The following is a 26,667-nucleotide window of genomic DNA, read 5'->3' as shown; positions in this document are numbered from 1 at the left end:
GAGCGTGTCCGCCTAGGGACGCTTGTCGATGTCGATCTGCTCGGTAGGCGCGTCGTAGTCCCCACGGGGGAACTGCGTGGTCGGCGCGTCGTCGCCGTCCCACCGAGTAGTCGCGGTGTCATCCGGCGCGGCGGTGGGCGCGGGCGTCGGACGCGATCCCCGCGGACTCGCATGAGCCGCGGTGCCGCCGCCACGCAGTCCGAGGAACAACCCCGCCAGCAGCGCCAGTACACCCAGCACGCCGAACACGATCGGCACCACACGCCCGAACAGCGAGAGCTTGTCGGTGTTCTCCTTGGCGATGGCGATCTGCGACTCGACGGTCGCCTCGTCGAACACCAGGTGCGACTTCAGCGCGGTGACCTCGGGCTTGTCCCCGGACCGCGCGTAGAACAGGTGGATCGATTCCCCACCCTTGATCACGGTGCCGGTCTGCGGCTCGACCCACAGGTCACGCACGTTGGTGTAGTAGCGCGTCATGGTGACCGGGGTGTCGCCACCCTCCACGCCCCACTTGGCGGCGGGCAGGGTGAGCCGGTTGGTCGGCGACTGCACGACGTCCCAGGTGCTGGTGACCGGCGCCTCCATCTGGAAGCGGTACACCTTCATGTTGTTGATCTCGGTCTCTTCGATGAAGTTCGCGTCGAAGGACTTTCGCACGTTGATGTCGAAGTACGGGTAGGTCTTCTTCTCGGTGCCGATCGGGAAGCGGTAGCCGATGCCGGTGTGCTGCACCGGCTCCATGACGCTGCCGTCCTTGTTCACGGTCACCGCGATCGACCCGTTGGGGTCGGTGTCCACCGGCATGCCGGTGGTGCGCGAGATGGTGACGCGGTCGATGGCGGCGGTGAGCAGACCGGTATCGCCCTGCACGTCGGTGCGCCGCAGTGTCTGGCCTGCCTGCAGCGTCATCTCGTCGGCGTCGGAGGGCTCCTCGACGGTGACGAAACGCTGGGAGATCAGCGGCACATCCTTGTTCACCACGGCGGCACCGTCACCGGAGGTCAGCGACTTGGAGTCGAGGACGAGGCTCTCCTCGCCCTTCTGGTTCTCCGCGATCGTCGTGATCTCGAGATCGAGTGGAGTCTTGGCGACTTTGCTCACCGTGTAGGTGGGGATCATCAGCGCGGCGACGAGTAATGCCGCGCCCAGACCCACGAGCACGCAGGCGACCGTTCTTCTGGTACCGGCACTCAGTGCCATGCAAACTCTCCTCGTCGTTCGAACACGGATGGCCCGGTGGTCTGGTATTGCACCACAGGCACTCGTGAGCCCCGACACTAACAGCCCAGGCCGCGAAGGTGCGGTGCTGTGCCGTGGAAATCGCCGACACGGCAGACTGGACCCCGATGACGACCGCCACCGCCCCCGTTTCGCGCCCGCGCGCCTTCATTCCCGCCCTCGAAGGGATGCGCGGGATGGCGGCGCTCGGTGTGCTGGTCACGCACGTCGCGTTCCAGACCGGAACGACCGGGGTGCCGGTCCTCGGCCCGATCCTGGAACGCTTCGATATGGCGGTCGCGGTGTTCTTCGCGCTGTCGGGTTTCCTGCTGTGGCGCCCGCACGCGGCGGCCGCGCACGGGCACGGCCGCGCACCGCGGACCTCGCGCTACCTGTTGCACCGGGTGGCCAGGGTGATGCCCGCGTACTGGGTCGTCGTCGTGTTCGTGCTGCTGTTGCTGCCCGGCGCGGCGCATTCGGCGAACCTGCGGGTGTGGGTGTCGAATCTGTTCCTGCTGCAGGTGTTCGTGCCGTTGACATTGACCGATGGGCTCACCCAGATGTGGAGCCTGTCGGTGGAGATGGCTTTCTACCTGGTGCTGCCGGTGCTGGCCTGGCTGGTCGTGCGACTGCGCGGCTCCGCGGCGCGGTGGCGGGTGCCGGTGCTGTGCGGGCTGGTCGCGGTGAGTCTGACCTGGAATCTGTGGCCGATCCCGACGCCGGAGGCGATCCACGCCGACAACTGGCTGCCCGCCTACCTGCCGTGGTTCGCGGCGGGGATGCTCCTGGCGGAACTGATCCACCTCGTGCGACCCGAGGTCCGGTGGGCGCGAGTGCTGTCGAGTCAGCCGCTGATGTGGGCGGTGGCGCTCGCCGCGTTCCTGCTCTCGGCGACCGAGTTCGGCGGCCCGGCCGGCCTGGAACGCGCGCAACCGTGGCAGTACGCGATGAAGATGGCACTGGGCATGATCTTCGGGTTCTGTCTGCTCGCACCCCTGGTGCTGCGGCTGTCCGGCGCCCCGCACCGCTGGCTGGAATCGCGCACCGCCGCGATGCTCGGCCGCTGGTCCTACGGCATCTTCCTGTGGCACCTGGTGGTGCTCACCGTGGTCTTCCCGGTCTTCGGCATCGTGCCCTTCAACGGTGACTTCCTCTACGTGATCACCCTGACCACCGCGCTCACGCTCCCGTTGGCCGCCGCGAGCTTCGCCCTGATCGAGGAACCGGCCCGCCGCTGGGCGGCCCGGTGGGATCGGCGGACCGGGTCCGCGCGAGTCGACGAACACCGGCCGGAATCGGCGCGGCGTCCGGCGGTGCGCTGAGTCGCGCTCAGCGACGGCGGGGGAGGGCCGCCACCCCGACGGCGACGACCGCGATGACGGCCGGTGCCTGGGCCAACAGCGAGCCGCCCATGTATTCGGTGCCGGAGCGCCAGGTCCCGGTCGACAGTGCCGCGGCCGAGGCCAGCGTCCCGAGGCCCGCGAGCCAGGGCAGGGTCCGCTCCGTCAGCGCGGGCCGGAAATAGTTGCAGCCCAAGGTGATCAGTGTGAACGCCGCACCGAACGGCCCGGAGATCACCGCGATCACACCGGTCAGCCCGATCGCGGCGACCCAGCCGACACCCCAGGTGCTCGGTGCGGGCACGGCGTCGGGCACGGCACGTCGGCGCGGAACGGCGAGCAGCACCAGGGGGATCAGCAGCAACAGCCCGCCGAAGATCGCCAGCCGATACCAGCGGTCAGCCGGGAACGAGACGGTGATCTCCCCGTTCGTTCCGGGCGGAACGAGCCAGGCCTGCTGCCAGCCGTCGACGACAACAGGCGACAGCTCCTGTCCGTCGGCGGTGTGCGCCTGCCAGCCGACGTTGGTGCTCAGCGGAAGGACCAGCAGTTGAGTGCCCGGCTTCTGCTCGGTCGGGTCGGCGGGAGTAGGTGCGGCTGAGGTGGTTTCGCCGGGGTTGGAGGGTTCGCCGGTTTCACCGGGGTTGCCCGAAGTCTCGTCCGTCGGCGCGCTGGGTGCGCCGGGGTAAGGGTCGGTGCGGGGGAGGCGGAGGCGGTCGACGGTGAAGAGTTCGGTGGGGACCACGGTGAGGTCGGGACGGCCGGGGAGCAACTCGATGTCGGCTGCGTCCTCGGGGCAGGCACGCGCGGAAACCGGTGCACCCGAACGGAGTTCGTCGGCGGTGGCGGTGATCGTGGTGTGCACGGCGCGTCCGCCGATGGCGATCACCGGGCCCGCCTCGCAGCCGATGGTGATGAGCCGGTCGCCGGGAGCGTGGGCGGGATACTCGGGACCGAGCACGTCGACCTCGGCCAGGCCCGCGGGCTGGGTGAGGACGAAGCCGAGTGCGGTGCGGTCGAGCACCTCGTTCCAGCTCTGGATGCTGATCTCGATGCGATCGGTCTCGGTGGGGTACAGCGAGATTCGGGCCGGTTCGCCGTGGTCGCGTTCGGGCAGTTCGCGGATCTGCGGGCCGTTGCCCAGGTTCACCGCGACGGAGGTCGCCGTCGCGGGCAAGCCGCCGAGCGCGGTGGTGATGTCGAGTCCGGTCACCAGTGTCGGTTCCGGAAGTTCCAGTACCAGCGTGGGTTTGCCGCCCGCCGGTTCACGCACGGTGGACTCGGGTGCCGTCCAGGTGGTCTTCGGATCGCCGTCGGTAGCGGCGAAGGCGGCGCCGCGCAGGTCGGCGACATCGGCCTGACCCCGTGCCACCGGCCTGGTCGGGTCGGTGAGCAGCGCCTCCAGCGCGGGCCCCGGCCGGGTGCGCACGGTGAGGTCGGTGCCGACGGTGAGTGGTTCCGGCACCGACAGCGTGCGCCCGAAGACGCCCGGCTCCTCGGCGGGCAACCCGAGCCCCTTGCTGCAGTGCACGCGGTCGGGGCCGTCGAAACAGTTACCGCGACCGGGGAATTCCTGTCCGAGATCCCACCCGCTGACGACGGTTCCCGCGGCCACCTCGGGCAGCACGACCCGGTGCCGAATATCCACGCGCTCCGGCGCTTCCCGGTTGGAGTAGTCGTCGAGCGTGAGTTCGCTGATCCCGAATTGCCCGCCACGAGTGCCTGTTTCGGTGCGAGCGGCACTGATCATCACCCAGTCGGATTTGCCCGCGGGCAAAGCCACGGACACGGGCTCACCGGGTTCGGTGATCCGCGCCGACACCGTTCCGCGCGAGGTGCGGACCTCGACCCACTTCACCGGATCACCCAGCGCCGCCGCCGTGGTGGTGAAACGCAGCGAGCCGTTGGCGATCGGCTTGTCGAGATCGAGTCGAATCCATTGCCCGAGAGCGGATTCGGAGCCGTTGCTGATCCACGCGGTGCTCGGATCGCCGTCCACGGCGGCCGCGGTGGAGCTGCCGGGCGCCGCTCCGCCGATCTGGGTGGCATCGGCGGCGGAGCTGGACGCGGTGACCTTCGCGCCCGACCATTCGCCCTGCACGAGTTCGGCGCCTTCGACCGGGTAATCGGGGACCAGGTTGTGGGTGCGCCGGGCGTCGTCGGCGGCGCGGACCGCGGAGTTGTGGTTGTCGACCCGGCCGAAGTCGGACTCGCGATCCATCGGGGTGTCGGTCAGTAGCACAGGCCGCGGAGGTAACCCGGCACGTCGCGCGTCGGCGTCGAGAAGCACCGGCGCCGTGGGGTTCCCCGCGTCGCGGCGCACCCGCTCCAGCACTTCGGGGCCACCCTGGACAACGGGGGTCGACTCCAGCGGGACGGTATACGCGCCGGGGAACCCTGGCGGCGCGCCGGTGCCGCTGCGCACGTCGACGGGCGTGCCGGGCGGCGGTACGTCGACCCGGTAGATCTCGACGGCCGGGTAGGCGGGCTGGAGATCGTTGTCGACCACCAGTCCCGCATCCGCCGCGCGCGGCCCGATGTTCGCGCCGAACGAGGTCACCCTGGTGAGGCCCGGCGAGCCCTCGATCGCGCGGTGCGCCAGCATCGGACGCGTCGAACGCGAGGTCTCGGGGTCGAGGTCGTTGCGCAACACCAGGATTCCGATGCCCTGGTCGGCGAGGGTGGCGGCGAGGCCGGTAGACGGCCTGCCGTCGGCGATCAGCCGCTGCACCGAGTCCATCGCGCGAATCGTGCCCGGCGGGTTCAGGGGAACCGAATCGCGCACGGCCCAGGGGGTACTGGCCAGGGCTTGCAGCGGCTCGTCGCGGGTGAGTCCCCAGATCTGGCTGCCGAACGGCGCACCGGGTACCACCAGTGCGCGGGTGTCGGCGGCGTTGTCGGCCAGCCAGTCGGCGGCGTCGGTCCAGTAGGCGGGCACCCGGTCGTAGGCGCCGCGCGGGGCCAGCCGCCCGGTCCACGCCAGTGAGGTCGCGAGGGTGAGCGCGGCCAGGACCAGCGCGGCGACCGCGACGAGCCGGTCGCGTTCGGGATGGGCGAAAGAGCTGCGCCACACCGGCATCGGCACGGAGGCGGGCAGGGCGACCCGGCCGAGCAGATGCGCCAGCCCCACCACCAGCGGCAGCCGGATCAGCGGTTCGAGCTTGTGCACATTCCGCAGCGGCGCACCGCCGGAGTCGAGGAAGATCCGCACCGATTCGGCGAACGGCCCACCGAGTGTGCCGACATATCCCGCGCAGATCCCCGCGAGTCCCACGCACAGGATCAAGGCGAACCTGCCCCGACAGGGCATCGTCGACCGCGCGAGTCCGGCCATCCCCGCCGCCGCGAGCAAGCCGGTCGCGAGTACCGCGGCAGGCTGGGTCACCAGCACCGCGCCGGCGATTCGTTCGGGCGAGACGAACGGCGTCCAGCTATCGGTCCCGCGCAGCACCTCGCTCAACGCGGCCCACTGCGTCGTCACCCCGGACGACTCGATGAAGTCGAGGAACGGCGGACTCACCTTGCCCAGCAGCAGCAGCGGTACGACCCACCAGAACGTGGCGAGGACCAGCAGTGGAATCCACGCTCGGGTGAACCGCCACCACTGCCGATTCGGCCGATAGGTTGCCCACCACAGTGCCGCCGGCAGGAACGCCGCCACGGTCGCGACAGCGTTCACCGAACCCATCAGCGCCAGCGCCAGCGCGCTTCCCGCCGGTGAGAGCGGGCCGCCGCGCCGCCGTTTGATCGCGGTGCCCAGTGCCGCGGGCGCGAGCAGCACCCACGGAGCCAGCATCATCGGCAGGGTTTCCGAGGAGATCGAGCCGAGCGTGGTCAGTACCCGCGGCGACAACGCGAACGCGATGCCCGCGATCACCCGTGACCCGCGCGAGCCGATGCCGAGCGTTTCGCACAGCTTGACGATTCCCCAGAACCCGGCGAGCAGCAGCAGCGCCCACCAGACGCGCTGGGTGACCCACGCGGGCAGGTGCAGCAGGTGCCCTGCGGAGAAGAACGCGCCGTGCGGGAAGAAGTAGCCGTAGGCCTGGTTCTGGACCTGGCCCATCGGGGCCTGGCTGCTCCACAGGTGCGACGCTCGCGCGAGGAAACCGAGGGGGTTCTGCGCGAGGTCGTATTTGGTGTCGGCGACGGTGAGGCCGGGCGCCTGCGCGAAGGTCAGTACGAAGGCGGCTACTACCGAGCCGACGAGCCAGCGCCAGCCCAGTGGCGCCTTGTCCGGTTGCCCCGATGCGGGGCGCGACGCGCGGGCGTCGGCCTCAGCGGCTGCCGTATTCAGGGGCGTTGAGCAGCGACGAGTCTTTGTCACCGCTGCGGTCGATCGAGGGCGCCGTGTTCTGCTGCACCGCCGCCGTGATGGCGAAGACGGCGATCGCGCTCAGCAGGGCGCCGCCGACCGCGCTGGCAACAGCCGGAACAGCAAACTTCATCGCGCACTCCAATACGCTCGACGACGGGGCCTGTCTCCGGCCAACCTAGCAGGTCTACCGGGCTCGGTCAGTCGTTGGGCAGCTCGCAACGCAGGGCGCTCAGCAGGGTGCGAAGTTTGACGGTCGTCTCGGCCAGCTCGGCGCGCGGATCCGACGCCGCGACGATCCCGCCGCCCGCACTCGCCCGCAGCGTCCGCCGATCGGCGGAGAGCTCGCCGCCGCGAATCGCCACGACCCATTCGCCGTCGCCGTCGTCGCCGCACCAGCCCACCGCGCCGCCGTAGAAGCCGCGTCGCGGTTCGTCGGTCGCGATCGCTTCCAGGGACGCGGTGAACGGGGTGCCGTTGACGGCGGGGGTCGGGTGCAGCAGCAGGGCCAGGTCGAGGGCGGTGGTAGACGGGTCACGCAGCACGCCGTGAATGGGTGTGGCCAGGTGCCAGACCTGTTCGGTGCTGAGGAGCTCGGGCGCGTCGGGGATGCGCAGTTCCGTGCAGACGGGGGTCAGTTGCTGCCGGATCCAGTCGATCACGAAGGCGTGCTCGTCGTGATTCTTCGTGCTGGACAGCAGTTCGCGCGCCTGGGCCGCGTCATCGGCCGGATCGGTGCGGCGAGGCAGGGTTCCCGCCAGCGGATTCAGGCTGACGCGGTCGCCGTGCCGCGCGACCAGCACCTCGGGTGTCGCCCCGATCAGCGTCTCGCCGGATCGACCCGCCGCGGACAGGTCGACCGCGTACACCGCGGCATTCGGATGCCTGGTGAGCAGATGTGCCGCCAGTACCTCGGGATCCAGCGGCGCGTCGGCCTCCAGCACGATCGACCGTGCGGCCACTACCTTGCGCAGCTCGTTCGCCGGGTCACCCAGTTGCTCGACCAGCTTCGTCACACGCGCGACATGTTCTGCCGCACTGGGTATTTCGGCCACCACGCGGACGCCGGGCAATTCCGGGAGCGCCGCGGGTCGCCACGGTCCCGCCGTGTGTAGCACCGTCTCCGGTTGCCAGAGCGCCGCGGGTTCGCGCGGATCGAAGGGGAGCGCTCCGACGATCAATGTCGGTGCCGCGCCGGACGAGTCGTGCTGTTTCTCGACCGAATCGGTGACGTGGTCGGGCCGTTTCTGCCACACACGCAGCGCCGCCACTGCCCGCCGAGGGTCGGAGTACGCCTGGCGCACCCCTGACGTCCGCAACACCGCGTCGGGTCGAGCGAGCAGGAATTCGTTCATGGTGCTTCGACCATAACGCCGCCGATGTGGCGCCGATCCGGGAGAGCGACGGAACTCTCACCGCGCGACGGCGCCACGAAGTTCCGGTGTGGCGAACCGCTACTGCTCCGGTGGCACCAGGAAGACCGGCCGGTGCCCGTGCTTGAGAACGGCCTCGGCGACGCTGCTGTGCAGCAGCGCGCGCAACCCCGTGGCACCGCGCGTACCGGCCACGATGATGTCGACGTCGAGCTCATCGGCGCAGTCCACAATGGTGTTCCAGATCGTGGTGGTGCACTCGGCGGTGCGCGGTTCGGCGTCGATTCCGGCCAGTTCGGCCAGGTGCACGCCCTCGGCGTTGATCTTGCGGGCGTCGGAGTAGGCGATGTCCTCCACCTCCTCGTCAGGCACCCAGTCCGGCTGCATCACCCCGGCGAGCCCGGAGATGCGCGCGGCCTGGCGCACCATCGGTTCCCATGCGGTGAGCAGAATCGCGCGTTCGGCGGTCAGGAATCGTCCCGCGTACTCGATGGCTCGTTTGGCGTGTTCGGAACCGTCGTAGGCGATGAGCATCCGATCGCATGCCATGACGACCTCCTGCGCTGGTCGGAGCAGCTTTTCCCTCAGGTTACCCGCGGATGTGTGTATCAATCCGAACCACCGTGGTGGGGTTCGCGCCGGGAGCGGGCTACCGTGGAGCGCATGCGGAAATCGCCTGTGGTCGTGTTCGCAGTCCTCGCCGCCGTTGCCACCGCCTGTTCGGGAGGTTCGTCGAACGAGACGACGCCCGCGGCGGGTAGCAGCGGAGTGGCCGCCCCCTCTGCCGCCGGAGAGCCGAGTTCGCCAGGGTCGGCGACTCCGACCCAAAGCAATTGCGGTGCAGACTATCTCGCCAAGCTCTCCCAGCGGGAGAAGCTGGCCCAGCTGCTGACCGTCGGCATCACCGGTTCGGCGGACGCGTCGAACGTGGTGAGTTCGGAGCAGGTGGGCGGCATCTTCGTCGGCAGCTGGACCGATCCGAGCCTGCTGGACAAGTCGGCGCTCGACGCGGTGAAAGCGCAGGCCAAGGTCCCGCTGATGGTGACCATCGACGAAGAGGGCGGGCGGGTCTCGCGCGCGAAGAACGTGATCGGCGCCGCGCCGTCGGCCCGTGAGATCGCGCAGACCCAGACCCCTGAGCAGTACTACCAGTTCACGCTGACCAGGTCGAAGGCGCTGAAGGATCTGGGCATCACCGTCGATTTCGCTCCCGATGTCGATGTGAGCAGCCAGCCCGACGACAGTGTGATCGGCGACCGCTCCTACAGCGACGACCCGAAGGTCGTCACCGAATTCGCGGGCGCCTACATCCGCGCGGCCAACGAGGTGGGCCTCGGCTCGGTGATCAAGCACTTCCCCGGCCACGGCTCCGGTTCCGGTGACTCGCACACCGGCGCCGTCACCACCCCGCCGCTGGACCAGATGCAGAACACCGACCTGGTGCCGTTCCGTGAGCTGGTGAACTCCGGCGCGGCGGTGATGGTCGGCCACCTCGACGTGCCCGGCCTGACCGAGCCCGACGTGCCCGCCAGCATCAGCCCGGCCGCGATGACGCTGCTGCGCGAGGGCAAGGGCTACGGCGCCGCCCCCTACGACGGCCCGATCTTCACCGACGATCTCAGCGGCATGGCTGCCATCACCGCCCGGATGTCCATCGCCGACGCGGTCGAGGCCACGCTCGTCGCGGGCGCCGACAACGCGCTGTGGATCAGTAGCGATGCGGTGCCGCAGGTACTCGACCGTTTGGAACAGTCGGTCGCGAGTGGCAAACTGCCCGCCGACCGGGTCGACACTTCCGTACTGCGGATGGCGCGCTACAAGGGCGTAGCGCTGGGCTGCTGATCGCACCCGGCGACTGTGCGGCAAATGAGCGCGGGTGAACTTACCTTGGAGTAAGATAGGTGGTTCACCCTGCGGTAGGAGAGTGGATGGCAGGCGGGACCAAGCGACTTCCCCGGGCAGTTCGCGAGCAACAGATGCTCGATGCCGCCGTCGAGGTATTCGCACGCAAGGGCTTCCACGACACGTCGATGGATGCGATCGCCGCCGAGGCGAAGATCTCCAAACCCATGCTCTACCTGTACTACGGCTCCAAGGACGAGCTGTTCCGCGCCTGCATCCAGCGCGAGGGTCTGCGTTTCATCGAGGCCGTCGCGCCCGCGGGTAACCCGCAGTTGACCCCGCACGAACAGGTCCGCACCGCGCTGGAGGGTTTCCTCGATTTCGTCGACCGCAATCGGCAGTCCTGGCAGGTTCTCTACCGTCAGGCTATCGGTCAGCAAACTTTTGCCGCCGAAATCGACAATGCCCGCGAGCGCGTCATCGAGCTCACCGCGAAACTGCTGGAATCCAGCGCCAAGAACGCCGACCCCGGCACCAATTTCGAGGTCGTCGCGGCGGCGGTGATCGGTGCGGGTGAGGCCATCGCCGACCGGGTCGCGAGCGGGCGGATCGAAGTGGCCGAGGCGGTGGACCTGCTCGACGATCTCGCCTGGCGCGGTCTGGCCGGCCGGAAGAAGATCGACTAGCGGTTGCGCCTGGCCCCGTCGGCTGCGATCGTGCACGGTTGACGTTTCACGACAGACGGGGTGGCAGTGTTCGGTGTGTTGAAGCCGTGTGCGCACGGCGCGGCGAAATATGGCATCGATCCGGGGCAGTGGCAGGCACACATGTGCGGGCTGTGTCTGGGTCTGCGAGACGGGCACGGTCAGTTGGCCCGCGCCGCGACCAACACCGACGCGATCGTGCTCAGTGTGCTCACCGAGGCGCAGTCGGGCGCGAGTGCGCGCACGAGCGCCGGTCCGTGTCCGCTGCGCGGGATGAAGCGCGCGTCGGTGGTCGCCGCGAACGCGCCCGGTGTGCGGTTGGCCGCCACGGCGTCACTGCTGCTGGGCGCGGCCAAGATCGGCGATCACGTCGAGGACGGGGACACCTCCGTCCTCACCCGCCGACCGATGCGCCGGGTGTCGAACGCCTGGGCCGCACGAGCTCAGCAGCAGGCTGATCTGATCGGGCTCGATGTGGGGCCCATGCTGACCGCGATCGCCACCCAGTCCTCGATGGAGTCCCGCGCGGCGGTCGAGGTGATCACGCTCGAGGAACTCACCGGGCCGACTCAGCTCTGTGCCGCGACCCTTTTCGGGCACACCGCCACCCTGGCCGGGCGTCCGGAAAACGTTGCGGCCCTTCAGGAGATCGGTCGGCACGTCGGCCGCATCGCGCATCTGGCCGACGCCATCGAAGACCTCGAGCGCGACCGCGCCCGTGGCCGTTTCAATCCGCTGGAGGCCACCGGCACGGATATGCCCCGCGCCTACGATCTGTTGCGCGAGAGTGAATCCCGCATCCGGCAGGCCGCGTCCGAGGCCGAACTCGACCAGCTGCCGACGGTGCGCTGGGCGCTGCTCGATCCGCTGGCGAGCCTGTTGCGCAGCCTCGGTCGAGGTCTCGGCATCGTGGTCGGCCATGCCTGCCGTACTTCAGTTACGGCGCAACAGCATTCGCCGTACGAGTTCCCGTCCCCGCCCGGACGGCGCCCGGGCAGACCGGGGCCGTTCAAGGCGAGTGGACTCGTGCTCGGCGTCTACTGCACCGGCATGGCCTGCTGCGTCGACCACACCAGCCCGTGCACCGGCGAACAGAAGGACGCCTGGGCCAAGAAATGCGACTGCGGCAGTTGCTGCGATTGCGGTGAGTGCTGCGGCAACTGCTGCGGCGAGGACTGCTGCTGCGGTGACTGCAGCTGCGATTGCGGCTGCTGACGAAAAAGGCTCGCGCGGTGGCGAATCCGCCTACCGCGCGAGCCTTCTGCTATCGAACCCCTACTCGCACTTGACGATCGGGATGGGGTCGTACTTCACGGTCCGCGTGTGCCGCGACACCTGCGCGCCGGACTTGGCGTCGGTGATCACCCTGGTGTCGGAGATGGTGAAGCCGGGCGCGCCCTCGGAGGCGATGCAGTCCTTGCCCTTGGGCAGCACGACCTCGTTGGGTTCGGTCGGCTTCGACTTCTCACCCGTAATCGATTCCACGTTCACGGTTTTGGTGCCCCACAGCCGCACGGTGATCTCGGAGCCGGTGGCGACCGCCTGGATGTAGACACCGGTCGTGCCGGTATTGCGGAACGCCAGGTCGATCGCGCCGTCGAACACCGTCGCCTCGCGCGCGGCCGGGTAGCGCGAGATGTAGTAGCTGTGCTCGGTGTGTCCGCCGTCTTCCATCCCGGCGAAGTACGCCGCGTTGTAGAGCGTGGTGGCGAACTGGCTGATGCCGCCGCCGACCGCGGTGCTCGGCCTGCCCTTGTCGATGATGCCGGACTCCACATAGCCCTCCGCCGCGGTGCGCGGGCCGGTGAACTCGTTGAGCGAGAACGTATCTCCCGGCTTGACCACCGCACCGTCGACCTTGGCGGCGACCGTGCGGATATTCACCCCGGAGGGGCCGCTGAAGCCGCCGGTGGTGAACTGGCCGATCGTCTCGTTGACCCCGAGCGCGTTCGCGGCCTCGGTGGTGAGCTTGGGCTCGATGCGCTGATACACCACCGGGCTGGTGCGCGGGCCCGGCTGCGTGAGCAGGGTGGGCAGCTTCTCCAGCGTCTTGGGCCAGTCCACCTTCTCGCCGACCACGGCGGGCACCACGGTCGGTTTGCCCGCGCCGACGGTGAAGGTGGCGTCCTTGGGTTCCACCTCGGACTTCGCCAATTGTGGTGCGAGCAAGGCGATGACGGCGTCGTTGTTGAACTGGGGTGCCAGTCCGCCGTTGCCGTCCGGCACGAAACCGAGCACGTCGGCGATCTGGCCGCCGGTCAGCGTGGCCTGAACATCCTTGCCGGACACAGTGATCGGTGACGCGACGGCCGGTGTGGCGATGTCGCGCACCGCCGCCTGCACGGCGTCGGCGCGCACGGCGACCGGCGCGGCCACCACGGGCAGATCCAGTTGGCTGGTCGCCGCCCAGCGGTCGGTGATCGTGGTGCGCGCGGCCTCGGTGTCGAGCACCCGGCCCGGCACCGGCGCGACCGCGACCGGCCTGCCGTTCTCGAACCGCACCGTACCTTCGACAGTCGGATTGTCGTGGACGCGGAAGCTCTCGAGCTGTGCGTCGAGGGCCGCGGTGTCGACGGTGCTCGACACCGGAACCTCGCGGGTGCCGAAGAGTGAGATCAGTCGGCTCACCGGGTTCAGCGGCTGGCTGCCGACGGCGTCCCAGGTGCGGTCGTAGTCCACCGACAGACCGGCTGTGGCGGGCACCATGCTGGCCTGCACATCGCCGATCCGCACGGGTAGGGGTCGCTCGGCCTTGGGCCCGAGTTCGGTGTGCAGCAGCGCGTCGGCTTCGGCCTGGTCCATCCCGCCGATGTCGATACCGGCGACGACGACGCCGCGCGCCACCTCACCCGTGCTCAACGCGAGGTCGGCCAGGTAGGCGGCGGTCCCGACGGCCAGCACGGCGCCGACCGCGATCCCGATCCGCTTGACCAGCTGCTGGTTGCCCGGCGGGGCAGGCGGGGGTGGGCCCGCCGGGCCGGGGGTGGGTGACCAGCGATCGCGGGTCACGGTGTTCAAGGGCTGCGTAAGGGCGGTGGTGTCCGGATCGAAAGTGCGATTTGATTCGAGCAGCTTGCGTAATCCGACCTCGCCCCTTCGGTCGGCCGGTTGTCCGGCGGTCGACTCGCTGGGCACGGAGGTCCTTCCGTTAGGTTGGCCCCGAATGTTTGCGGGGTCCGGCCCGAGGGTAACGCGCTTCGGCGCGCTCGGCAGCTCGGCAACCGGGTGGGGGCAGCAGAAAGGCTCCGCGTAGTTGCCGGGTCGGGGGTCTGGCAACTACACGGAGCCGATCTGTTTATCGGGGCTAGGAGCGGGGCGTTACAGCCCATTCGGAAGAATTTCGGCGCGCGGGCCGACGCCGCCAGGACCGACGACCCGGCGGCGCGAGACAATCGGGGTGAGACTCGACACCACGGACCGGACGAACGAGGAGAACTGATGCAGCTGGGAATGATCGGCCTCGGCCGGATGGGTGCCAACATCGTGCGCCGGATCGTGCGCGACGGGCATACCGCCGTCGGCTACGAGCGTCACCCAGGGCCGATCGCCGAGATGGAGTCCGAGCTCGGCGGCAAGTTCCGCGGCACGACCGACCTGGCCGAGTTCATCGGCATGCTCGAGGTGCCCCGCGTGGTGTGGGTGATGATTCCCGCCGGTGCCACCGGCAAGGTGATCGAGGACGTCGCCGAGCTGCTCGAGCCGGGCGACATCATCATCGACGGCGGCAACAGCCGCTACCACGAGGACATCAAGCGCGCGAAGGCATTGGAGCCCAAGGGTATTCACTACCTGGACATCGGCACCTCGGGCGGCGTGTTCGGCCTACAGCGCGGCTATTGCCTGATGATCGGCGGAAACGCGGCCCAGGTCGACTACCTGGAGCCGCTGCTGGCGACCATCGCCCCCGGCTACGAGTCGGCCCCGCGCACCCCTGGCCGCACCGGTGAGCCGTCGCAGGCCGAGAAGGGCTACCTGCTGTGCGGTCCGCACGGCGCGGGTCACTTCGTGAAGATGGTGCACAACGGCATCGAATACGGCGCGATGGGCGCCTACGCCGAGGGTCTCAACATCCTGAAGCACGCCAACGCGGGCTCGGAGTACCTGCACGGTGAGCACTCCGCGGAGGAGACGCCGATGGAACACCCCGAGTACTACATGTACGACCTGGACATCCCGGCCATCACCGAGGTGTGGCGTCGCGGCTCGGTGGTGGCCTCCTGGCTCCTCGATCTCACCGCGTCGGCCCTGGTCAGCGACCCCGACCTGGACTCCTACAGCGGCCGCGTCTCCGACTCCGGCGAAGGTCGCTGGACCATCGACGCCGCCATCGACACCGCGGTCCCCGTCCCGGTCCTCTCCGCCGCCCTCTACCAGCGCTTCTCCTCCCGCGGCCAGGCCCTCTACGCCGACAAGATGCTCTCGGCCATGCGAAAGGCGTTCGGCGGCCACAATGAGCTGCCGCAGAAGTAGCCAGACGCGTATATCCCGAAAGGCGTTCGGCGGCCACAATGAGCTGCCGCAGAAATAGCCCCCTAGACGCCCGCAACCGGCCTTTCGTCGCCAGACGGAGGTCGGTTGTCGCGTTTCCGGGTCGAATCGAGTGGATCGAAAATCCTCGGATGCTACCCGTGCCGGAGAGTAAAACAATGATGTTCCACAAAATAAGAACACGTTCTTCTTTTCCAGGACAAGCGTCCAGTCGGACCTATACCTTGTGGTCAGAGGGGGGAAAGCCCACCTGATGAGGAATTCGCCCCGGTCGTCTCGCCCGGGGCTTTGGAGGAAAAGCATGTTCCGGACTTCGCGTATCGCCGCGGGCGTCGCCACCACCGCCCTGGTCGTCGCCGGTGTCGGTGTCGGCCTTGGATCCGGCGTCGCCGCCGCCGACGCCAGCTGCGCGGTGAGCAGTCACGCGCAGAAGAAAGACGCGAGCACCGTCGGCGTCACCCACGTCTACGACAAGATCGCGAGCGCCGAGCAGATCGGCGTCGGCACCTCGGTCACCTACAAGGTGATCGTGGGAACCACCGGGATCGGTAACCCGTACGTCAACACCATCACCGACTTCCCGCCGGTCGGCTTCGGCGCGCCGACCAAGGCCACCATCACCGCCTATCATGCGATCGGCGGCCAGGTCACCGAGGACGTCACCGCCGAGCCCAACGCGGGCGGCTGGAAGGTCACGAGCACCGGCTGGTTCGTCAACTCGGGCAACCCGGTCACCCTGACCATCACCTACCCGGTGCCGAGCAGCGTCAAGACGGGTCAGATGGTCACCAGTGGTGGCGTCGGGGTCGCGGGCACCGTGGGCGTCGGCAATGAGATGCCCGGTCTCACCGCCTGTTTCACCGCGCGCGGCGCCAACGCCGGCGAGACGGTGATCGGCAGCCTCGGTGACAACGGGCTGGGTTCCGATGATGGCCAGCTGAGCTCCACCGGCTCGCTGAGCGACATCATCTCCGACGTGCTGGGCGATCTGATCGGTAGCTGATCGTCTGGCACCTGGTCGCCGGGACGGTCTCGCGCTGCCGTCCCGGCGAACCATTCTCTGTGTGGCGCATTCTTTTCGAACTCTGTGAGGACTCGTGTTCCCCTGTAAGCGGACGGTGCTGACCGCGCTCGCCGTTGTCGCGCTGTCGGTCGTCGCCATCGGAACGGCCGGTGCGGACGGATCGCGGCTGGATCGGATCGAGCGGCCCGGCCAGCGGCAGCAGACGCTGCACGTGTACTCCGCGTCCATGGACCGGGTGATTCCGCTGCAGGTCATCACGCCGCACGACACCAGCGCGCCACGTCCGACGCTGTATCTGCTCAACGGCGCGGGCGGCGGTGAGGATATCGCGAACTGGTACAACCAGACCGACATCGTGCAGTTCTTCGCCGACAAGAACGTCAACGTCGTCACGCCGGCGGCGGGCGCGTTCTCGTACTACACCGACTGGCTGCGCGACGATCCGAAGCTCGGCCGCAACAAATGGCAGACCTTCCTCACCGAGGAACTCCCGCCGATCATCGACGCCACCCTGGGCACCACCGGCGTGAATGCCATCGCGGGCCTGTCGATGTCGGCCACGGCGGTGCTCAACCTGGCCATCGCCGCCCCTGATCGTTACCGCGCCGTCGGTTCCTACAGCGGCTGCGCCTCGGTCGACGATCCGGTCAGCCGCGCCTATATCGATTTCGTCCTCGCCCGCGGTGGTGCCGACCCCGCCAACATGTGGGGCCCGCCCGGCGACCCCGCCTGGCGTGCGAACGACGCCTACCTCAACGCGGAACGCCTGCGCGGCAAGGCGATCTACCTGTCCAGCGCCAACGGGCTCCCCGGCGCCGCCGAAACTCTCCCGCCCGGAGCGACGCCAGGAAAGGTCATCGGCATGACCGACCAGATCCTGCTCGGCGGCGCCATCGAAGCCGCTGCCAACCAGTGCACCCAGCGCCTCGCTGCGCGCCTGGCGGAGCTGAACATCCCCGCCCACACCGAATTCCGCCCCGCCGGCACCCATACCTGGCGGTATTGGGAACAAGATCTGCACAACTCCTGGCCACTTCTCGCCGCCGCTATCGAAGCGAACTGACAGTGCGGTGTGCAACTCGAATGTCTTGTAGCACTGAATAATTCGAGGTGTCAAGCCCATGGAAGCTATAGATAACGCTCTTATCGAGGCACCCGATGTGGTTATCAGCTTCGCTCAGTTTTCCATTGAAAGGCTTGTTATGCACCGTCGAATGATCCGAGTCCTTGTTGCCACCGCGGCTGTCGCCGGTATCGCCGCAGGCGCGCCAACAGCGCTCGCCGCCCCCGCGCAACCGACTGTGGTAGCCGAATCGGGTTCCGCCGGAACCGGTTCCGCCGCGATCGACATTCCACTCGGCTTCCTCAAGCTCATTCTCTGCGGGCCGTGGGCGTCCACGGAGCCGCACCCGAACCCGACGTGCCGCTGAGGTCTGACAACGAAACGGCGGGTGTTCTCCGAAGAATCGGAGAACACCCGCCGTTTCTGTGCGTGATCAGCGCGGACTAGCGCTCGATGATCGCCACCACACCCTGGCCGCCCGCGGCGCAGATGGAGACCAGCGCGCGGCCGGACCCCTTCTCCGCCAGCATCTTCGCGGTCGAGGCGACGATGCGGCCGCCGGTCGCGGCGAACGGGTGGCCCGCGGCGAGCGAGGAGCCGTTGACGTTGAGCTTGCTACGGTCGATCGAGCCCAGCGCGCCGTCGAGGCCGAGGCGCTCCTTGCAGTAGGCGTCGGACTCCCACGCGGCCAGGGTGGCCAGCACCACGGAGGCGAAGGCCTCGTGGATCTCGTAGTAGTCGAAGTCCTGCAGGGTCAGGCCGTTGCGGGCCAGCAGGCGCGCGACCGCGTAGGTGGGCGCCATCAGCAGGCCGTCGGGGCCGTGGATGTAGTCCACCGCGGCGACCTCGGAGTCGACCAGGTGGGCCAGCACCGGCAGGTTGCGCTCGGCCGCCCACTCGTCGGTGGACAGCAGCACCGCGGACGCGCCGTCGGTGAGCGGGGTCGAGTTGCCCGCGGTCATGGTGGCGTCGCCCGCCTTGACGCCGAACACCGGCTTCAGGGTCGACAGCTTCTCCACGGTGGAGCCGGGACGCAGGTTGTCGTCGCGGGTCAGGCCGAGGAACGGGGTGATCAGGTCGTCGAAGAAGCCACGGTCGTAGGCGGCCGCCATGTTCTTGTGCGAGAGGTAGGCCAGCTCGTCCTGCGCTTCGCGGGCGACGCCGAATTCCTTCGCGGTGATGGCGGCGTGCTCACCCATCGACAGACCGGTGCGCGGCTCGGCGTTCTTGGGGATCTCGATGCCCAGCATCGAGGGGCGCAGCTGGCCGACCAGCTTGACCTTGTCCTTGGTGGTCCGGGCGCGGTTGGCGGTGAGCATCCACTCGCGCATGTCCTCGCTCACGCCGATCGGCGCGTCGGAGGTGGTGTCGGCGCCGCCGCCGATGCCGGACTCGATACGACCCAGCGCGATCGCGTCACCGACGGTGACGATCGACTGCAGGCCGGTGCCACAGGCGAGCTGCAGGTCGTGGGCCGGGGTGTAGGGCGAGAGCTTCGAGCCGAGCACGCTCTCGCGGATCAGGCTGTGCTCGCCGACCTTCTTGAGCACAGCGCCGCCGACGACCATGCCCAGGCGCTCGCCCTGCAGACCGAACCGGCTGACCAGCCCATCGAGGGCGGCGGTGAACATGTCCTGATTGGACGCCTTGGCGTAGGCCTTGTCGGAGCGCGCGAACGGGATGCGGTTGCCGCCAACGATGGCAATCGGGCGCTGGGTCTTCGCGGCCTTGGCAGGCTTAGCTGCGGCCTTGGCCGTCGCCGAGCGGGCTTTGCTTGTCACTCGAGTTCTCCATGGTCTCGTCGGTTCCGGGTAACGCCGGCCGCTGGAATCGGCCCCCGTGCGGTCGCGGCGTCGTATCGGTTTACATTAAACTTACTCCGGAGTAAGTTCGTTGTCGACACCGTACCCGCAAGTGTGCGCTCACACGGGGGACACTGGGCGGAGCACGGTCACCACACTCGTCGAGCACAGAGAAGGTAGGAACAGTGGCAGCCAAGAGCAAGGGTGCACCGAACCTCTACGGATCTTTCATCCACTCCGCCCCCGGCGCGTTCCTCGCGAGCAAGCTGGGCCTCCCGCAGCCGGCCGAACTGCGCCGCTACAAGGCGGGCGAGCCCGCGCTGCCCGGCCCGGTGCTGCTCGGCGGCAAGGGTCGCCTGGCCGAGCCGGTCCGCGCGCTGCTGTCGGACTACACCGTCGCGGACTCGCTCGAATCGGGCACCAAATACGGCGCGCTGGTCTTCGACGCCACCGGCATCGATTCGATCGACAAGCTCGCGCAGCTGTTCGAGTTCTTCCAGCCGGCCATGCGCAGCCTCGCGCCGTCGGGCCGTGTCGTGGTTCTGGGCACCACCCCCGAACTGGTCGGCTCGGTCGACGAGCAGATCGCCCAGCGCGCGCTCGAGGGCTTCACCCGTTCGGTCGCCAAGGAGCTGCTGCGCGGTGCGACCGGCCAGCTCGTCTACGTGCACCCCGAAGCGGGCGCATCCGCGACCGGCCTCGAGTCGACTCTGCGCTTCCTGCTCTCCGGTAAGTCGGCCTTCGTCGACGGCCAGGTCATCCGGGTCGGTTCCGCCGACTCGGTCGCCCCGGCGTCGTGGGACAAGCCGCTCGCGGGCAAGGTCGCCGTCGTGACCGGTGCCGCGCGCGGTATCGGCGCCACCATCGCCGAGGTGTTCGCCCGTGACGGCGCCACCGTGATCGTCGCCGACATCCCCGCCGCGGGTGAGGCGCTGTCCGACACCGCGAACAAGATCGGCGCCACCGCGCTGGCCCTCGACGTCACCGCACCCGACGCCGCCGAGCGTCTGGCCGACTTCGCCACCGAGCGTTTCGGCGGCATCGACATCGTCGTCCACAACGCCGGCATCACCCGCGACAAGCTGCTCGCCAACATGGACGAGGGCCGCTGGAGCTCGGTGATCAACGTCAACCTCGCTGCCCCGCACCGCATCACCTCCGGCCTCGTCGCCAAGGGCGTGCTCAAGGAAGGCGGGCGCGTGATCGACGTGTCCTCCATCGCGGGCATCGCGGGCAACCGCGGCCAGACCAACTACGGCGCGTCCAAGGCGGGCGTCATCGGCATGGTCGACGCCGAGTCCCCGCTGCTGGCCGAGAAGGGCATCACCATCAACGCGGTGGCGCCCGGCTTCATCGAGACCGCGATGACCGCCGCCATCCCCGTCGGCACCCGCGAGGCCGGTCGCCTGATGAGCTCGCTGCTGCAGGGCGGCCAGACCGTCGACGTCGCCGAGACCATCGCCTACTTCGCGAGCCCCGCGTCGAACGCGGTGAGCGGCAACGTGGTTCGCGTCTGCGGTCAGAGCCTGATCGGCGCCTGATGACTCAGACGATCACCCTCACCGAGGTTCCCAAGAACGGCGGCCTGTACGCCAAGGCGGCGCTGGGCGCCATCCCGCTGCCCGCTCCGCTGTCGGCGCGCAAGCCGACCCTGCCCGACCGTCGAGTAGTCCTCGAGGGCGTGCGGGTCGACCCCGACCATCTCGCCGCGTACTGCCATGCCACCGGCCTGCGTTTCAGCGACATCTTGCCGCTGACGTACCCGTTCATCCTCAGCTTCCCGCTGGCGATGCAACTCGTCGTCGCACGGGATTTCCCGTTCAGCGCGGTCGGTGCGGTGCACTTCGAGAACGTCATCGAACGCACTCGCGAGATCTCGGTCGCCGAGCCCCTCGATTTCTCCACCCACATCGAGAACCTCCGCGAACACCCGAAAGGTCTTCTGGTGGACGCGATCACGGAGATCAGCGTCGGTCGTGAACTCGTCTGGCGGCAGGTGACCACCTTCCTGCACCAGCAGCGCACGTCGCTATCGGGCGGTCCCAAGTCGGCGCCCCCCGCCGATGAGGTGCCCCCGCCCCCGTTGCGCGTGCAGCGCGTGGATCAGAAGATGATCAACCGCTACGCCGCCGCGTCCGGCGACCACAACCCGATCCACGTCTCCGGGATCGGCGCGAAGGCAATGGGTTTCCCGCAGACCATCGCCCACGGCATGTGGTCGGCGGCAGCGATCCTCAGCACCATCGAGGGCCGCGTCCCCGAAAAGGCCACTTACGCGGTCAAGTTCGGCAAGCCGATCTTCCTTCCGTCCTCGGTGAACATCTACGCCGACCAGGTCGGATCCGGCTGGGATCTCTCCATCCTGCATCCCAAGAAGGGGTACCCACACCTCACCGCAACCTTGCGCTGAGTCTCCACCGGCAAGGGCCGCACACTCCAGGGGGGTGTGCGGCCCTTACTGGTTTCAGGGCACGGTGAATCGGTCGTCACGACGGATTGTGTTCGGGGCCTTACGCTTTCGAGGATCTCGCCGATCGTCATCCCGATAGGTGTCGTTACGGGCAATTGCTGTGACTTTACTCATCGACATAAAATGATTCGCTATGAAGTTGCCATAAGGAATTCTGGCGCCCATTTTGGTCTACCGTCCGGTGTTTTCTTCTGCGTGCTAAGAAATTGCCCGGGGCACGGAGGGCTGACTTTGTAGTGTTGCCCGGCTGTCAATACCGCGGGCTCGCGCCACCGGGCAACTATTCGGCATCTGAACACCGTGGTGGCCGAATTTCGAGCATTCCGGTTCCTCTGAAACGCGTGTAGAACTTCTCTTGCCCAGCGATCGTTCGGTCGCGTCGGCGGGTTCACCTGATCCAGATCCGTGGCGAGAAGTGTTGTGGAGGAAGCGTTGTGAACAAGATCAGTCATTCGAATCGGGGGATTCTGCGCGCGGTTGCTCTCGTGGGGGCGGCGCTGTCGCTGGTCGCGAGCGCCGGCGCGGCGGCAGGCGCGGACACCGGAAGCGGCGAGACCGGAAGCGGGGTAATCGACACGGGCAGCGGGATTCTGGGGGATCTGCTCGATACCGGCAGTGGAATCCTCGGCGGTAGCTCGAGCGGTGGGTCGTCCGAGAGCGTGCAGCCGTGCAACCGCTCGACCAAGTCCGGCGGGGCCGGCGTCACCAACACGACGCATCAGCTCGGCGTCACCGGACCGACCTCGTTCGTCCTGACCTACGAAACCCTCAACATTCCCGACCGCATTCAGGTCTTCTACGAAGGCGGGCAGGTGCTCGACACCGGCTATGTCGGCGACAATGCCAACCAGGGCACCGGATCTCGGGTCGTTTCGTTGCCCGCGGGGTCGTCCTCGACGGTGAGCGTTCGGGTTACAGGCCCGAATGACACCCAGTGGGAGTACACGGTCAACTGCCCGTCTTAGCGCGACCGGTCCATCCCGGTCGATATCGCACGTGTCGGGGCCGCATACCCGAAAAGGCATGCGGCCCTGAGCAAACAGCTATCTGACAGAAAACTGACAGCACATATTCCGGTAAGCGCAGCGCACGGCGGGAAAACATGAATATGGCTGCCGCCCAATCGGTTACACACCGGAACTCGTTACAGGTTTTCATGGTGATATCACTCATGGACTAAGCCGATCAGTAACTGGGTATACAGCAAGGTTCGGCACAAGCGTGATGCTCTGCCTCGATCCTTCGCTGCGGGGATCTTGCCGCGGTTCGCGTGATTGATCGATCGTCCAGCGGTAATGATCTTGTTCGAGCTCCCGTTCGTTGTGCCGAACGGCGGTCTTCGAGCAATCGATATGAGATCCCCGAAACGAGTTCTGCCGTCAGGCACTCAACGGGCAAATGTGCAGCAATGGTTCGGCGAATGCCCCGAATGTCGCGGGCTAGGGAGCCGCCGCCGACCGTGTTAGAAACTTTCAGTCGGCAACAAAGTCGGCAATCATGGTTAATACCAAGGGGTTTCATTTCATGAAGAAGATTCGCACGCTCGGCTTCGGCATCGTCATCGCCGCCGGGATGGCCGTGTTCGGCACGGGCGTCGCCACCGCGGACGAGGTCCCGCCGGTTGTCACCGAACCCGGCACCGGCGGCACGGGCGAGGAGGCCACCACCGGTTCGGCCGGCAGCCTGGCGGCGATCCTGAAGGCGCTCACCAGCGGCTCGTCGGCGGCGGAGGACCCGGCGGACACCGAGACCGGCACCGAGGTCGCCGACGAGACCGAACCCGGCACCGGCGGCACGGGCGACGACGCCTCGACCGGTTCGGCCGACAGTCTGGCCGCGATCCTGAAGGCGCTCACCAGCGGCTCGGCAGCGGCTGAGGAGACCCCGGTGGAAACTCCCCCGGCCTCCTGACGCAGTACGCGAACGACGAATGCCCCGCGATGAGCGGGGCATTCGTCGTTCGAGCTCAGCTGTGTCTGGCCGCGCGAAGTCCGTTGACGTAAGCGGCGACAATTCGCAGATCACCTTCGGACAACCCGGAGAGATCGACGATTCCCTCGGTGGATTGCGGCCGAACCTGCTCCGTCTCGATCGGGTCCAGCCCCGCCTGTGTCAGCAGCGGTTCGGCATCGAGACCGACCGCCGCCGCCATGGCCTGCAAGGTCTCGGCCGTGGTGCTGGCGGGGACCTTCTGTCCGCGCTTGTACTGGGTCCCGTTCTCGACCTGTGTCCACAGGCTCGTACTGATCCGTGCTGCTTTCGCGGCGCGGTCCATCGACATCTCGCGCTCCTTGCGAGCAAGTCGCAGGGTGGCGCTGACCTCGGCGGGGACCACCGCGCTCCGTTGTCTCACCATGCATCGAGGGTAGCAGATTGTTTGCACTGATGCATGAAGTGTATGTAGTCATCGGCTGCGAATTTGCGAATCGAAATCCTGCACCGGATGTAGACCGTAACAGCGAATGGCGAGTTTGTTTGTGGTGGTACGTGACTGGGTACAGCACTCTGCCGCCTCGGCTTGACAGACGCGTTGCAACAACGTTGCATACAACGGGTGTCCGATTGTGGGTCCCAGTAGGAGCCACTCCTGGACACCGCCCGGGGGCGCGCCACTCGATTTCGGCCGCGTAGCAGGGTACGACCGGGGCTCCGGCCCGCTATCGACCGAAGGAGCAAGTACATGGGCCCATACGATGCCGTCACGGCGTCGAACCGCATTCGTGAGGATTCATGCGGCGTGACCCCCCTGGACAGGTGGGCCGATGACAACCACCTGTACCTGGATCGGGAAGCCGCGCGGGATCTGGCCCGGATGCTCGGGGACATCCCCGACCTGGCCGAGGACCTGTCGGACGCGCGCACGCGCCAGACCCGCTTCGGCGCGGTGGACTACCGCACGCGCAATGGCTCACGGGAACAGCGACTTCCGTTCAATCCCGTCGCTGCTCGCGCGGCCGACCACCTCCAGTCGGTCTTGGTGGCCTGGGTTCGGTTGGTCTGCGAACAGCGCGGCATCGACTACACCGGGGTCGCGACCACCAGCGGCATGGCGGAATGGTTGCAGCGCAACATCGTCGCGCTGGCGATGACGGAAGGTGTGGAGGCCGCGCCCGCCGAGTTCGCCGCGGCGATCGAGGCCGCGGAAGCGGTGGTGTGTCCGCCGGTCGATCTCGCTCCCGCCGATGCGGCTCTGGTCCTGCGCGCCAGGGCGGTTCGCCTCCATGCGGCCGCGATCGGCAAACTCGCCGAAGAGCTGGGTGACGGTTTCCGCAACCTCACCGCTCGGCGGGTGCGCACACTGCGCAAGGCTGGTCTGATCAGTCCCGTCCCGGGGCCCTGGTCGCCGGACTGGCCGGAGCTCTTCATCGTGGGTGAGGTTTTGGATGCGCACCGTGCCCTTCCGGCGCGGCACCGGGCGAAAGATGCATAGCGAACAGAGTGACCCAGCGGGGCGTCGGCAGATTGTTGCCGGCGCCCCGCTGGCGTTGTGGGGACCCGAAACGGCTGGATCCGGGTGCCCGAAGTGCTTAGGCCGCATGAAGTTCGGGCTCATCTCGTCGCGTCGGTGTATCGAAATACCCACGCCTACCTGGGATTTGGCATCGTGTGAAAGTCGGTGTTGACAAGTTGTGGCCGATGACGCAAACTAGTGCCAGCGGGATTCGTCGTGCCCAAAATAATTTCGGCACACCGCGATTCGATGTCAGCGAGCGCTGATCCCGCAGATCCTGACCGGGACTCGGTTCACGTCAACGCTAGAATGGGCGCGTGCTCTCGACCGAGAGTCTCGACATTTCGGCTGCTGGGTGAGGTTCTACTTGTGTCAGGTGCATTCGATGCATTTACTCCCGATGAATCCGGTAAGCCGACCGGTGAGAGACCTACTCGCGAAGGCGAGTCCCTCTATCGAGTAGACGACTCGATACCAGGCCGAAGGAACCGTGTCGGCCATGTCGATCTGTCCGACATCTGCGTAGAAGACCTCCAGGTTGTCGCTGGTGCGGTGGATCGCTGGCGCTCGCTCCGGGCGCCGACCACGGTGACGCGTACCACCTCTCGGTGACCTGACACACGGCATCTGACACCGTCTCCGGTGGTGATGATGCGACGGGTCGTGGTCAGTTCCGAGTTGTGAGAGTTGTGTATTGCCATGGGTGATGAAGGTGAGTCGGATGCCTCGATGCCGGACCGACAAGATATCGCGGTGCAGCGCAATGGGTTCAACGCCCAAGAATCTGCGTTCAACCAGGGAATCCGGGTCGATTCGGCCGTGGTCTTCGACTTCGTGTCGTATTGGTCGGTAGTCGACCGCGCAGTCCTTATCCAGGCCGACCTGTCCGGTCATGTACGAAACGAAGTCATCGCCCACGCCGTCGCCCACATCGAGATGGCCGAATCACGCGAACTGGCAGCAGCACTCGACGGCGAGCGATGGCGGGGCCGGATCGAGATGCAGGTGCACGATGTGGTGGCACAACGCCTCATCCCCGTCGCCCACCTGCGTGACGCGCTGGAGGTGGGCGACAACCTCACCGATGTCTCCGCGCTCCTCGGGGTCACCGAGTTCCTGCTCGGTTGGCGATTGCAGCACCTGGCGAACGAGGAGTTCGCGGTGATCCCGGTGCACCTGCTGAACCGCCTGGGCTGGCTGCCCGGGATGCCCTCCGAATACCCTTATCGGTGCTTGTGGCCGACATCCAGCTCGGGTGAGATGCTTCGCCAGCTGGCACCCGGCCGACACCACCGGTAGCCACAGTCTTCCTCAGCCCTCGTTCCGTGAAAACGGCACGGGGGCTTTGTCGTTGGCGCGTGCCGCCGATTCAGAACTCATGCGGCAGGCCCCCGGTCACGAACACCTCGAGCCAGCGGGTTCAGAGCCCGCCGCATGCCCGCCCCTGACGCGCCCGTCTCCCGCAGCTCGCTGTGGTCGAAAGGCGTTGTCGCAGCGCAGGGGCGCATCGGTCCCGCTCCGGCGGAGCACTCCGTCGGAGCGGGACCTCCACTCACGTCCCAGAGAGGTACGAA

22 protein-coding genes are annotated in these 26,667 nt (G+C 67.7%); 14 read left to right on the top strand and 8 right to left on the bottom strand.

Annotation, left to right across the window (positions count from 1 at the left end; genetic code table 11):
* Nucleotides 1-12: 12 nt before the first annotated feature.
* A complete protein-coding gene (locus tag ACWFRF_RS09780; RefSeq protein WP_379311887.1) occupies nt 13-1,203 on the bottom strand; it encodes a DUF3068 domain-containing protein in 1,191 nt (396 codons plus the stop codon).
* A 146-nt stretch (nt 1,204-1,349) separates the two neighbouring features.
* Between ACWFRF_RS09780 and ACWFRF_RS09775 the strand changes: the two genes are divergently transcribed.
* On the top strand, nt 1,350-2,543 hold the full coding sequence (locus ACWFRF_RS09775; protein WP_452449576.1) for an acyltransferase family protein: 1,194 nt from the start codon (nt 1,350-1,352) through the stop codon (nt 2,541-2,543).
* Between the two features lie 7 nt (nt 2,544-2,550).
* Here the strand turns inward: ACWFRF_RS09775 and ACWFRF_RS09770 are convergent, their stop codons facing one another.
* The 4 genes from ACWFRF_RS09770 to ACWFRF_RS09755 form a co-directional block, all read right to left on the bottom strand.
* Nucleotides 2,551-6,888, bottom strand: a complete 4,338-nt coding sequence (locus ACWFRF_RS09770; protein WP_452449574.1) for an alpha-(1->3)-arabinofuranosyltransferase — start codon at nt 6,886-6,888, stop codon at nt 2,551-2,553.
* On the bottom strand, nt 6,839-7,009 hold the full coding sequence (locus tag ACWFRF_RS09765; protein ID WP_022566695.1) for a DUF2613 domain-containing protein: 171 nt from the start codon (nt 7,007-7,009) through the stop codon (nt 6,839-6,841). Before ACWFRF_RS09765 ends, ACWFRF_RS09770 begins: the two co-directional genes overlap by 50 nt.
* Nucleotides 7,010-7,076: 67 nt before the next feature.
* Nucleotides 7,077-8,231, bottom strand: a complete 1,155-nt coding sequence (locus ACWFRF_RS09760) for an isochorismate synthase (RefSeq protein ID WP_452449572.1) — start codon at nt 8,229-8,231, stop codon at nt 7,077-7,079.
* 99 nt (nt 8,232-8,330) lie between these two features.
* Nucleotides 8,331-8,798 (bottom strand): universal stress protein, encoded by a 468-nt coding sequence (locus ACWFRF_RS09755; protein WP_378989194.1) that lies wholly within the window; start codon nt 8,796-8,798, stop codon nt 8,331-8,333.
* Between the two features lie 114 nt (nt 8,799-8,912).
* Between ACWFRF_RS09755 and ACWFRF_RS09750 the strand changes: the two genes are divergently transcribed.
* From ACWFRF_RS09750 to ACWFRF_RS09740, 3 genes are all read left to right on the top strand, one after another.
* A complete protein-coding gene (locus ACWFRF_RS09750) occupies nt 8,913-10,091 on the top strand; it encodes a glycoside hydrolase family 3 N-terminal domain-containing protein (protein ID WP_379311883.1) in 1,179 nt (392 codons plus the stop codon).
* A gap of 86 nt (nt 10,092-10,177) precedes the next feature.
* Nucleotides 10,178-10,777 (top strand): TetR/AcrR family transcriptional regulator, encoded by a 600-nt coding sequence (locus tag ACWFRF_RS09745; protein WP_378989192.1) that lies wholly within the window; start codon nt 10,178-10,180, stop codon nt 10,775-10,777.
* 60 nt (nt 10,778-10,837) lie between these two features.
* On the top strand, nt 10,838-12,010 hold the full coding sequence (locus ACWFRF_RS09740) for a DUF5685 family protein (RefSeq protein ID WP_452449570.1): 1,173 nt from the start codon (nt 10,838-10,840) through the stop codon (nt 12,008-12,010).
* A gap of 60 nt (nt 12,011-12,070) precedes the next feature.
* Here the strand turns inward: ACWFRF_RS09740 and ACWFRF_RS09735 are convergent, their stop codons facing one another.
* A complete protein-coding gene (locus ACWFRF_RS09735) occupies nt 12,071-13,930 on the bottom strand; it encodes a VanW family protein (RefSeq protein ID WP_378989190.1) in 1,860 nt (619 codons plus the stop codon).
* A gap of 303 nt (nt 13,931-14,233) precedes the next feature.
* Here ACWFRF_RS09735 and gnd point away from each other — a divergent pair, with 303 nt between their 5' ends.
* From gnd to ACWFRF_RS09715, 4 genes are all read left to right on the top strand, one after another.
* A complete protein-coding gene (gene gnd, locus ACWFRF_RS09730; protein ID WP_378653866.1) occupies nt 14,234-15,265 on the top strand; it encodes a phosphogluconate dehydrogenase (NAD(+)-dependent, decarboxylating) in 1,032 nt (343 codons plus the stop codon).
* A gap of 319 nt (nt 15,266-15,584) precedes the next feature.
* Nucleotides 15,585-16,286 (top strand): hypothetical protein, encoded by a 702-nt coding sequence (locus ACWFRF_RS09725; protein WP_378989189.1) that lies wholly within the window; start codon nt 15,585-15,587, stop codon nt 16,284-16,286.
* A 115-nt stretch (nt 16,287-16,401) separates the two neighbouring features.
* A complete protein-coding gene (locus ACWFRF_RS09720) occupies nt 16,402-17,370 on the top strand; it encodes an alpha/beta hydrolase (RefSeq protein WP_378989531.1) in 969 nt (322 codons plus the stop codon).
* A gap of 58 nt (nt 17,371-17,428) precedes the next feature.
* Complete coding sequence (locus tag ACWFRF_RS09715; protein WP_379317908.1) at nt 17,429-17,737, top strand: hypothetical protein; 309 nt, start codon at nt 17,429-17,431, stop codon at nt 17,735-17,737.
* A 76-nt stretch (nt 17,738-17,813) separates the two neighbouring features.
* On the opposite strand, the gene ACWFRF_RS09710 is transcribed toward ACWFRF_RS09715, so the two are convergent.
* Nucleotides 17,814-19,151: an acetyl-CoA C-acetyltransferase gene (locus ACWFRF_RS09710; RefSeq protein ID WP_379315042.1), complete on the bottom strand. Its 1,338-nt coding sequence runs from the start codon at nt 19,149-19,151 to the stop codon at nt 17,814-17,816.
* Nucleotides 19,152-19,357: 206 nt separating this feature from the next.
* Here ACWFRF_RS09710 and ACWFRF_RS09705 point away from each other — a divergent pair, with 206 nt between their 5' ends.
* From ACWFRF_RS09705 to ACWFRF_RS09690, 4 genes are all read left to right on the top strand, one after another.
* Nucleotides 19,358-20,713 carry a 3-oxoacyl-ACP reductase gene (locus tag ACWFRF_RS09705; RefSeq protein ID WP_378989186.1) on the top strand — a complete coding sequence of 452 codons (1,356 nt, stop codon included), beginning with the start codon at nt 19,358-19,360 and terminating at the stop codon, nt 20,711-20,713.
* Entirely contained in the window at nt 20,713-21,582 is an 870-nt protein-coding gene (locus ACWFRF_RS09700; protein ID WP_452449567.1) for a MaoC family dehydratase, read from the top strand. Before ACWFRF_RS09705 ends, ACWFRF_RS09700 begins: the two co-directional genes overlap by 1 nt.
* Nucleotides 21,583-22,076: 494 nt before the next feature.
* Nucleotides 22,077-22,607: a hypothetical protein gene (locus ACWFRF_RS09695; RefSeq protein ID WP_379315044.1), complete on the top strand. Its 531-nt coding sequence runs from the start codon at nt 22,077-22,079 to the stop codon at nt 22,605-22,607.
* A gap of 532 nt (nt 22,608-23,139) precedes the next feature.
* Nucleotides 23,140-23,553 carry a hypothetical protein gene (locus tag ACWFRF_RS09690; protein ID WP_452449564.1) on the top strand — a complete coding sequence of 138 codons (414 nt, stop codon included), beginning with the start codon at nt 23,140-23,142 and terminating at the stop codon, nt 23,551-23,553.
* A gap of 55 nt (nt 23,554-23,608) precedes the next feature.
* Here ACWFRF_RS09690 and ACWFRF_RS09685 read toward each other — a convergent pair whose 3' ends face one another.
* Entirely contained in the window at nt 23,609-23,998 is a 390-nt protein-coding gene (locus tag ACWFRF_RS09685) for a helix-turn-helix domain-containing protein (RefSeq protein WP_378989183.1), read from the bottom strand.
* 381 nt (nt 23,999-24,379) lie between these two features.
* On the opposite strand from ACWFRF_RS09685, the gene ACWFRF_RS09680 reads away from it, so the two are divergent.
* Nucleotides 24,380-25,072, top strand: coding sequence for a hypothetical protein (locus ACWFRF_RS09680; protein ID WP_378989182.1), 693 nt, complete (start codon nt 24,380-24,382; stop codon nt 25,070-25,072).
* Nucleotides 25,073-25,822: 750 nt separating this feature from the next.
* Nucleotides 25,823-26,392 (top strand): ImmA/IrrE family metallo-endopeptidase, encoded by a 570-nt coding sequence (locus ACWFRF_RS09675; protein ID WP_379316974.1) that lies wholly within the window; start codon nt 25,823-25,825, stop codon nt 26,390-26,392.
* The last annotated feature ends 275 nt before the right edge of the window (nt 26,393-26,667 follow it).

The sequence above is a fragment of the Nocardia sp. NPDC055165 genome (assembly GCF_053606985.1).
Note: the sequence above shows the minus strand (reverse complement) of the source record. Positions and strands in the feature narration are given on the sequence as shown.

Excerpts from the sequence above, each read along its gene's own strand:
- ACWFRF_RS09750 (WP_379311883.1), top strand. The coding sequence starts at position 8,913 with ATGCGGAAATCGCCTGTGGTCGTGTTCGCAGTCCTCGCCGCCGTTGCC.
- ACWFRF_RS09775 (WP_452449576.1), top strand. The coding sequence starts at position 1,350 with ATGACGACCGCCACCGCCCCCGTTTCGCGCCCGCGCGCCTTCATTCCC.
- ACWFRF_RS09755 (WP_378989194.1), bottom strand. The coding sequence starts at position 8,798 with ATGGCATGCGATCGGATGCTCATCGCCTACGACGGTTCCGAACACGCC.
- ACWFRF_RS09760 (WP_452449572.1), bottom strand. The coding sequence starts at position 8,231 with ATGAACGAATTCCTGCTCGCTCGACCCGACGCGGTGTTGCGGACGTCA.
- ACWFRF_RS09745 (WP_378989192.1), top strand. The coding sequence starts at position 10,178 with ATGGCAGGCGGGACCAAGCGACTTCCCCGGGCAGTTCGCGAGCAACAG.
- ACWFRF_RS09685 (WP_378989183.1), bottom strand. The coding sequence starts at position 23,998 with ATGGTGAGACAACGGAGCGCGGTGGTCCCCGCCGAGGTCAGCGCCACC.
- ACWFRF_RS09675 (WP_379316974.1), top strand. The coding sequence starts at position 25,823 with ATGCCGGACCGACAAGATATCGCGGTGCAGCGCAATGGGTTCAACGCC.
- ACWFRF_RS09780 (WP_379311887.1), bottom strand. The coding sequence starts at position 1,203 with ATGGCACTGAGTGCCGGTACCAGAAGAACGGTCGCCTGCGTGCTCGTG.
- gnd (WP_378653866.1), top strand. The coding sequence starts at position 14,234 with ATGCAGCTGGGAATGATCGGCCTCGGCCGGATGGGTGCCAACATCGTG.
- ACWFRF_RS09690 (WP_452449564.1), top strand. The coding sequence starts at position 23,140 with ATGGTTAATACCAAGGGGTTTCATTTCATGAAGAAGATTCGCACGCTC.
- ACWFRF_RS09715 (WP_379317908.1), top strand. The coding sequence starts at position 17,429 with ATGGAAGCTATAGATAACGCTCTTATCGAGGCACCCGATGTGGTTATC.
- ACWFRF_RS09700 (WP_452449567.1), top strand. The coding sequence starts at position 20,713 with ATGACTCAGACGATCACCCTCACCGAGGTTCCCAAGAACGGCGGCCTG.
- ACWFRF_RS09725 (WP_378989189.1), top strand. The coding sequence starts at position 15,585 with ATGTTCCGGACTTCGCGTATCGCCGCGGGCGTCGCCACCACCGCCCTG.
- ACWFRF_RS09765 (WP_022566695.1), bottom strand. The coding sequence starts at position 7,009 with ATGAAGTTTGCTGTTCCGGCTGTTGCCAGCGCGGTCGGCGGCGCCCTG.